This window comes from Acinetobacter sp. WCHA39 (genome assembly GCF_002165385.1).
In the GTDB taxonomy this organism is placed as follows: Bacteria; Pseudomonadota; Gammaproteobacteria; order Pseudomonadales; family Moraxellaceae; genus Acinetobacter.
This window is the reverse complement of the sequence record NZ_NHRP01000100.1, coordinates 1-430: the sequence shown is the minus strand read 5'-3', so window position 1 is coordinate 430 and position 430 is coordinate 1. Positions and strand designations below refer to the sequence as shown.

Below are 430 nucleotides of genomic sequence, written 5' to 3'. Positions count from 1 at the left end.
TTTGGTAGTGTTTCAAAAAGTATGCTGAAGAAAAAGCCGATTGGATTTTGATAAAATAGAGAAATGCAAATAACTCTAGCAATCAAATGTCCAACCTGCCTCAGTGATAGTATAAAGAAAAATGGTATCAAAGTAGATGGGAAACAAAACTATCAGTGCAAAGACTGTAAACGTCAGTTTATTGGTGATCATGCACTGAGCTATCTAGGATGTAAGTCAGGTATTACTCGTAAAATATTACAGTTGATGGTCAGAGGCAGCGGTATACGAGATATTGCTGAAGTTGAGCGCATCAGTATCGGTAAAGTTTTACGTACTTTAACTGAATCAACCTATGAAATTCAGCCTCAGCAAAGTCATTATGAATCTCTCGAAGTAGATGAGTTCTGGAATTTTGTTGGAAATAAAAAGAATAAACAATGGCTTATTT

General features: G+C 35.1%; 1 pseudogene. It reads left to right on the top strand.

The window, feature by feature from the left end:
• Positions 1–63: 63 nt before the first annotated feature.
• A pseudogene (locus tag CDG56_RS16800) lies at positions 64–430 on the top strand (IS1-like element ISAba3 family transposase); the annotation flags it as partial.